The organism is Bacillus sp. ISL-77 (assembly GCF_018613105.1).
In genome coordinates this window covers 1-6,845 of the sequence record NZ_JAGGQY010000057.1, presented here as the reverse complement: position 1 = coordinate 6,845, position 6,845 = coordinate 1, and the positions used below count along the sequence as shown (strand labels likewise).

At 37.9% G+C, this 6,845-nt stretch carries 4 protein-coding genes and 5 pseudogenes; 6 read left to right on the top strand and 3 right to left on the bottom strand.

Translation table 11 applies throughout. The annotated features are described in order from the left end of the window. Nucleotides 1-88 (top strand): IS3 family transposase (locus J7E77_RS22785; protein ID WP_214717126.1); only part of this gene is annotated, 88 nt, incomplete at its 5' end. A 121-nt stretch (nucleotides 89-209) separates the two neighbouring features. Here J7E77_RS22785 and J7E77_RS22780 read toward each other — a convergent pair. The 3 genes and pseudogenes from J7E77_RS22780 to J7E77_RS22770 form a co-directional block, all read right to left on the bottom strand. Further along, nucleotides 210-1,274, bottom strand: a complete 1,065-nt coding sequence (locus tag J7E77_RS22780; protein ID WP_214717124.1) for a Ger(x)C family spore germination protein — start codon at nucleotides 1,272-1,274, stop codon at nucleotides 210-212. Beyond that, a pseudogene (locus tag J7E77_RS22775) lies at nucleotides 1,271-2,292 on the bottom strand (GerAB/ArcD/ProY family transporter). Before J7E77_RS22775 ends, J7E77_RS22780 begins: the two are co-directional and overlap by 4 nt. A gap of 83 nt (nucleotides 2,293-2,375) precedes the next feature. Continuing rightward, nucleotides 2,376-3,863, bottom strand: a complete 1,488-nt coding sequence (locus J7E77_RS22770; protein ID WP_214717125.1) for a spore germination protein — start codon at nucleotides 3,861-3,863, stop codon at nucleotides 2,376-2,378. A 288-nt stretch (nucleotides 3,864-4,151) separates the two neighbouring features. Here J7E77_RS22770 and J7E77_RS22765 point away from each other — a divergent pair. The 5 genes and pseudogenes from J7E77_RS22765 to J7E77_RS22745 all read left to right on the top strand — a co-directional run. Next, nucleotides 4,152-4,337: pseudogene (locus tag J7E77_RS22765) on the top strand (multidrug ABC transporter permease); the annotation flags it as partial. 22 nt (nucleotides 4,338-4,359) lie between these two features. Then, nucleotides 4,360-4,638, top strand: a pseudogene (locus J7E77_RS22760) (response regulator); the annotation flags it as partial. Next, nucleotides 4,619-4,750, top strand: a pseudogene (locus J7E77_RS22755) (helix-turn-helix domain-containing protein); the annotation flags it as partial. The pseudogenes J7E77_RS22760 and J7E77_RS22755, both read left to right, overlap by 20 nt. Before the next feature lie 952 nt (nucleotides 4,751-5,702). Next, nucleotides 5,703-5,846 carry a hypothetical protein gene (locus J7E77_RS22750; protein ID WP_214717122.1) on the top strand — a complete coding sequence of 48 codons (144 nt, stop codon included), beginning with the start codon at nucleotides 5,703-5,705 and terminating at the stop codon, nucleotides 5,844-5,846. 245 nt (nucleotides 5,847-6,091) lie between these two features. Next, nucleotides 6,092-6,783 (top strand): annotated as a pseudogene (locus J7E77_RS22745) (spore germination protein); the annotation flags it as partial. Nucleotides 6,784-6,845: the final 62 nt, after the last annotated feature.

Here is a 6,845-nt window from a genome sequence, read left to right as displayed (position 1 = left end):
TATGGTTTACTATAACAATTACCGTTATCAATGGAATTTAAATAAGATGACCCCTATTCAATATAGGAATCATCTTTTAGCTTCTTAACTCTTTTTTTCATGTGTCCTTGACATGGGTGCCAGTTTAAAACAAAGTGTCTCCTTTTCAGATTCAGCAGAGAATGGTATGAAGCAATATATTTTCTAAAATGGTTAAGTGAATATCAAAATTATTCTATGACCCCAGATTCCGTAATGGCTACATCTGCATGGACATTTACTTTTAGATTTTGATAGTCAGTTGCCCACTGTTTAAAATTGAATTGCCTAGTGTTGCTTTTTACAAAATGCCCATATCCTACTGGATCAATATTTTTTTCCTGAAACCCTTTTGTTAATTTTTTACATTCAACTTCAATTTTCTTTTGTAGTTTCTTTTCGATTTCTTTAATTTCCTTTGGTGTAGCACGGTTGCCGGAGTATTCATTTAAGATAGCTTTAATCTTAAGCTGCACATTTACTGTAACGGGATCTCTGGATGCAAGCCGCATTTTGTATTTTGAACGGATGCTTTCAATGGCTGCCAAATCTTTGCCCATGTTCACCTTTAAGGTTCCTTGACTATATTTGTCAACCAGCAGCTTGAAATAGAACATTTTCTCAGCTGGAATGGTTTCCACGACTTTTCCATACCGAAAAAAGCTGATTCCGCTTATTTCAATCTGATCCTTTCCAATTTTTCTTAACTGCGGGAGATAAGGTGTTTTCCCCAATTGATTAAAATCAAATAAAAAACGCTGAAGGTTTGTTTTGGGCACATCTTTTGTTTTCATATTATGGCGAATGAGATTGGATAAATAAACGGCATTTCCTCTTTTTCCAAACTGACCTTCAACAAAATCCTTTGCTTCACCCTCTGTTACAGCGAGGTAAAGGCCGGCACCTACGCTGGGATCCCGTTGAAACGAATCAATGAGGTCTAAAATTCCTTTTTTTCTCGCAAGCCGTTCACCAAAAAGGACTACTTTAAGACTTCCTGTCACGATCGGATCTGAAGATTGACGCTGCACATCTCTAAAAAAATCCCTGCTTAACATAGAAGAGGCCGTAAAGGTTTTATTTTCAACGGCTTTATCTGGCAAATAGATAGGTACTAATGCCGTTCCGCGTATCTTATCACCAACATAATCATAAGCGCTTCCCGTTTCGAGATTAACATCATCTAAGATCTCCTTTTGTACACACCCTACAAGAACTGTGGTTAAAATTAGTAGGGATATCATGATACTTTTCATTTTTTCTTCACCTTCTTCACAATAAGAATCAGAAAAAAGAGTAATGGGATGTACCCGTAGTTAATCAAAAAAGCAATTTTTCCTGTATAGTCGATCAAGGTGTGAATTTGTTGCCGGGTCTTTAAAAAATTAATGGTGATTAACACGACCATTGATAATAAGAGGACACCATATTTTTGCTTCAGGTTAATCACCCTTTTTACAATGCGGCTGGCACACCAAAGAGCAATACAAAAATTGGGGAGAATGATGATATTCCAATTGGCGATGCCAATGTATTCAAATCTCTCGACAAAAGGCATTTCCACTATTTTCCACATTGTCAACGTTGCCCAGATATTCTTTTGCAGCTGTCCCTCTGAAAAATAGGCAAAGGTTGCAATGGTAAGAAGTGTATAGAGAAAAGTGGTTAAAAGAACACCCAGATGGGCCCATTTTTTTGATTTTTGTGGTTCTTTAATAAACGGGTAAATAAACAATAGTACCTCATAGCCGAGATAAGTAAGGACATTTGATAAGATGCCATAACCAGATCCCTAATCGAGTGATCAAAGATTGGAAGTAAATTTCTTAAATCAGCATAGGGTATGGTAAATAAAAAAGTGAATATTAGATATGCCGGAAGAACGACTCCGAAAAATGCCACACCTGTTACCGTTCTAAACCCTCCGAAAATAATATAAATAGCCAAACCACAAAAAGCCAATGAATACCAAAAGGTACTCATATCCTGAAACATCCACACTTGTACGACCTCAATAAAGGTCCTAAGCACCGAGACACAGATAAGTAAAAAATATTACACAAATGGCAGAGATAGGAGTTTGCCCATTTTCTTTCCAAATACGAAAGTATGAGCTGATACAATATCCCCATTGGCTGTTTCAGCGATTTTGTAAATCATCCATAGAATGATATGGACGCTTAAACCAGCAATAACTACCGATATCCATGCATCATATCCTGCGGTCTGAGCGATAATGCGCTGATAGCCAAGGACACCTATGCCAAGCTGCATAGTGTGGACTAGAAAAAAAACTAAAAAAGGCGATATTTTTGCTTTTTCAGGCACTAATTGTTCCATATCCCAACACTCGCCTCCTATTCATCAATATCTCTTTTTTCCTTTTTTTCATTAAGAGAAAAACGAACAGGATTTTGTGTCCGTAAATCTTGTGGCCTTTTGGATTGTTTGCTGAACGGAAGCCTAATAAGCGAATCCTTCAAATCCATCATTCTAGGTGGATAGATTGGTTCTAAAAAAGGCCTGTTAAGGGAAGTAAGCCTTATTACGTGTGTCATTAACAGACAAAAACAAAAAACGATTCCAAGCAGCCCCCACAATTCTGCAAAAAACAAGAAAGGAAAGCGCAGTAACCGAATGGCGTTGCCCATTTTATAAACAGGTGTCGTAAAAGATGCTAATGCTGCCAGCGCCACGATGATTAGGAGGACGTTACTTGTCAGTCCGGCTTCAACAGAGGCCGTTCCGATAACGATACCGCCCACGATACCAATCGTCTGGCCAACCTTAGTAGGAAGACGCGCTCCCGCTTCCCGAAGCAGTTCAATCGTCAGTTCCAAAAAAAGTGCTTCCAGAATGGGCGGGAGCGGTATTTCCCGGCGGGAGGTAACCAAAGTGTTCATTAAATCCTTTGGTATCAGTTCGTAATGGTAGGATAAGGTCGCTACATATACAGGCGTTATTAAAATTGAAAAGGCAACGGCGAAAAGCCGGATCAGCCGGAAAAAAGAGGATAACATCCAATTTAAGAAATAATCCTCAAAGGAACTGAAGAATTCAACCAGTGTTGTTGGCGCAATCAATGCTTGCGGTGACCCATCAACAAGGATAGCAATTTTCCCTTCTGCCAGAATGGCTGTCACCCTGTCTGGACGCTCCGTATCCAGAAGTTGGGGAAAAGGGGAATTTTTATTATCAGATATGATTTGGACGATATAGGAACTATCCGTAATAGCATCAAATTCGATACCTTTTATCCGTTCCCTAATGGTTTTGACATTGGTGGGATCGGCAATGCCATCAATGTGCAAAACGGATATTTTCGTTTTAGAAAGAGAACCCACTGTAAAATCTTCAATAATAAGTTCTTTCACGGGGAGCCTTTTACGAATGAGGTTGATATTTTGCTCTACTGATTCGACAAAAGCTTCCTTCGGGCCGATTACACTAAATTCAACCTCCGGCGTTGTAATGCCGCGGACAAGCTCTTTTTGGGCGGCCAAAAACGCAAAGTTTTTTTTGTCTGAATCATGTGTTAATAGTACATATCCATTAAACAATTTCTGTTCGATTACGCTTGGATCGTTGCTAATTTGCACGTCAGCTATCGCGATAAGTTTCTTTACATCTTCGATTGTTTCGAAGGGTTTCTCTAGTAAATAAGGAAGGGCATTCTCCTGCAAAATGCTTTCGTCAATTAGCGTAGCAATAAAGGAAAAAGAAAACTGAGTGTTTGTTGGTTGATTGATATAATAAACCTGTTTAAAATCGTTTGAGCGTTTGAGATATTGTTCGAGTGATTCTTTTTCATCTGTTTGTCCCTGTTTTTTTGTAAACCAGCCCATTATCGTTTTCACCGCCGTATTCAGCATTGTATTTATTATTTCCAATGCTGGAAGGATTATGAATTACAATTAGTAGTCAGATGAAAACTCATTTTGAGCACTATGAACCTTTGTTGTTCATATTCAATTCATATATTCTTTGTATAATCATGTTTGTAATAAGGAATGGGATATGTTAATTACCGACAAAGATAGAAAGGATGTAAATTAATATGTCAGAAGTGAAGCAACAAAAAGGCTGGGGTCAATTTATTCAATTGGTGCTACGAACAAAACCATCAAAGCTTTTTAATGAAGGGAAGAACGACCCTCATTATCGCCCATCGTTTATCAACTGTCATTGATTCTGATCAAATTATCTTTTTCGAAAAAGGAAAAATTACCGGAAGTGGTACACACGAACAACTTCTACAAACTCACTCTTTGTATCGTGAATTTGCCGAGCAACAATTACGATTAATAGAACCTGCGTAATAACTCGGAAGGATGAGGATGAATGACGAAAATAATAATTGTCGATGATGACTGCTATATTCGAGAACTTGTCCTCCTTTTTTTAAAAAAGGACGAGCTTTATGAGGCTTCTGATGGTATAAAGGCATTGCAATTGATGGAAAAAATAAAGGTAGATTTAGCAATCATTGATATTATGATGCCAAACATGGATGGCTGGGAATTATGTCGAGAGCTTCGGGAGTTCAGTGATATTCCGATCTTAATGTTAACCGCCAAAGGAGAAACAGCGCAAAAGGTGAAGGGGTTTGATCTCGGGGCGGGAGGAAAAGGTTAATTATGCCTTATATCTTATGGATCAAGGGATGAGTCGTACGGATGCTGCAGAAAAAGCCAGTATCTCTAGAATGACTCTGTATCGTAAGATGCAAAAAATAATGAGACTAACTAGTAACCAATGGGGGCAAGAGGTCTTGAGAAATGTCTACTGTCTACTTTGCCCCTGGTTGCACGAACGCTGGTACTACCCTATTTAAGAGATTTTTTCCTTTTGAAAATGTGCGAAAATATTGGTTATCCACTTTGATATCAACATCACAGTAATCAATCCGAGGAATAAATATATATAATTTATCCCCTTATCTATTCGGAATATTCCCAAGGTGGATAAAGCTGGTCTCCAAAGGAAGGCTATAAAAACGCTAAGACCACCGGACCAACAGGTAAGCCAGGACCAACAGGACCAACAGGACCAACGGACTCAATTTTTATGAATACAAGTATATACCAATATGTGAAAGATATTAGTATCAGCTTGTGCTTGTCCCCAAACTTAATAGGTTTATTTTAGTATGTTGATGTTCAGAGAAGAGGTTACGTAAAAAAAGTCTTTTGTTTAATAAGAGACTTTTTGTATTCTCTATACATGTACAGTTAACATATCCTCACCATCCCTACTATATCAACATTTCTATGGTGTTCCGAAAAAATGAAATATGCAGGATTTTATACATGCCCGTAACCGTGCGGGTTTTCGGGTTCCGCTTTTCTTCCGGATAGGACTGTCCCCTTCAACTACCGATTAATTGAGCTAGGCAGTCAATTTCAAATTTTTATTGTAGATAATATCCCTCATCAAATTGCTGAAGAATTTGTAGAGTATATATTTTATCATAACGATGATAAAGATGTTTAACTCTTCCATAATAATAGATTCAGATTTATCAAAAGCTACCCCATTTTAAAACCAAATAAAAGCCTTCACGCTGCAGTTTCAAAAACTCACTCATTTTTTGTATACCCCTTCTTAATTTCGCCTACTTTTTCTAAAAATAATTTTCAACATAATGTCAACTATGTTGCGTTTATTGGATATGAGGGCATGATATGCTTTTAGCAGCCAAACCTTTATTTACTCAATATACTAAAAAAACATCTACTGGAATCCAAACAGTATCTATTTCCATTCAAGTTTATATTTTTTTCAGCAGCATGATTCATAATTCTCCCAAAGGAGGAAACGATAAATAAAAAATGGTAGACGGTGGTGAGACGCCAAGAAGGGCTGGTTTGCAAAAAAACTGGGAAAATGATGAAATAGAATCCCTGGAGCAATATCTTCACCGATCAAAGGATTATAAAAAGGTTTCTTTTATTAATCGTCAAACCAATAACAGTTTTTCTATTTCATTTATTATTTAATGATATGGTCTGTAAACTCTTTAATCAGACAAAAAGAATTTTGGGTTTTTAGCTGCCTAAAAGGAACTTGCGGCATTACAACGCCTGAGGTTGAATTTAGCGTAATCGGTCCGAAGGAAGCTTTTGTCGAATCAATTGAGCAAAATGTAAAACTTATTTCCCAAAAGGCTTCCCGTTAAAGAACGATTGTTGAAGAATTAACCGTCGGCTCTCATTCCAAAACGAATGTGGTCATTATGCCATTGATGGCATTACCGATCCTGAGAATGTTCAAACCGTTAGAGAACGGATCAAAAGTGTTGAATTTATTGCCATTACAGATAGTTCCTACATAGTTCAATTAAATATCGTATAATAAAAATTCCGCTTTTCCACAGCTTCTGGACACGGAGCGTCCGGACAGGGTCAAGGCCATTCTGACAGAAGGGAAAATAGCCATATTCGTTGATAGGTGTCCACAAGTCCTGATTACCCCAACAACTCTGGTTGAATTCTTCAGTTCTTTCGAGGATTATTTCCTAATTTGGATGTATCCTCTTTTTTCCTGCTGATCCGGCTTTTCGCCGTTGCCTTTTCAATTTTAATAACGCCTGTATATGTAGCGACCTTATCCTACCATTACGAACTGATACCAAAGGATTTAATGAACACTTTGGTTACCTCCCGCCGGGAAATACCACTCCCTCCCATTTTGGCGGCGCTTTTTTTAGAGTTAACCATTGAATTACTAAGAGAGGCAGGAGCACGGCTTCCTACCAAAGTCGGTTAGACAATTGATATCGTAATCGGAACAGCGTCCATTGAATCAGGACTGACAAGTAATGTCCT

Coding starts and splice junctions, on each gene's coding strand:
- J7E77_RS22770 (WP_214717125.1), bottom strand. CDS start 3,863: ATGGGCTGGTTTACAAAAAAACAGGGACAAACAGATGAAAAAGAATCA.
- J7E77_RS22750 (WP_214717122.1), top strand. CDS start 5,703: ATGCTTTTAGCAGCCAAACCTTTATTTACTCAATATACTAAAAAAACA.
- J7E77_RS22780 (WP_214717124.1), bottom strand. CDS start 1,274: ATGAAAAGTATCATGATATCCCTACTAATTTTAACCACAGTTCTTGTA.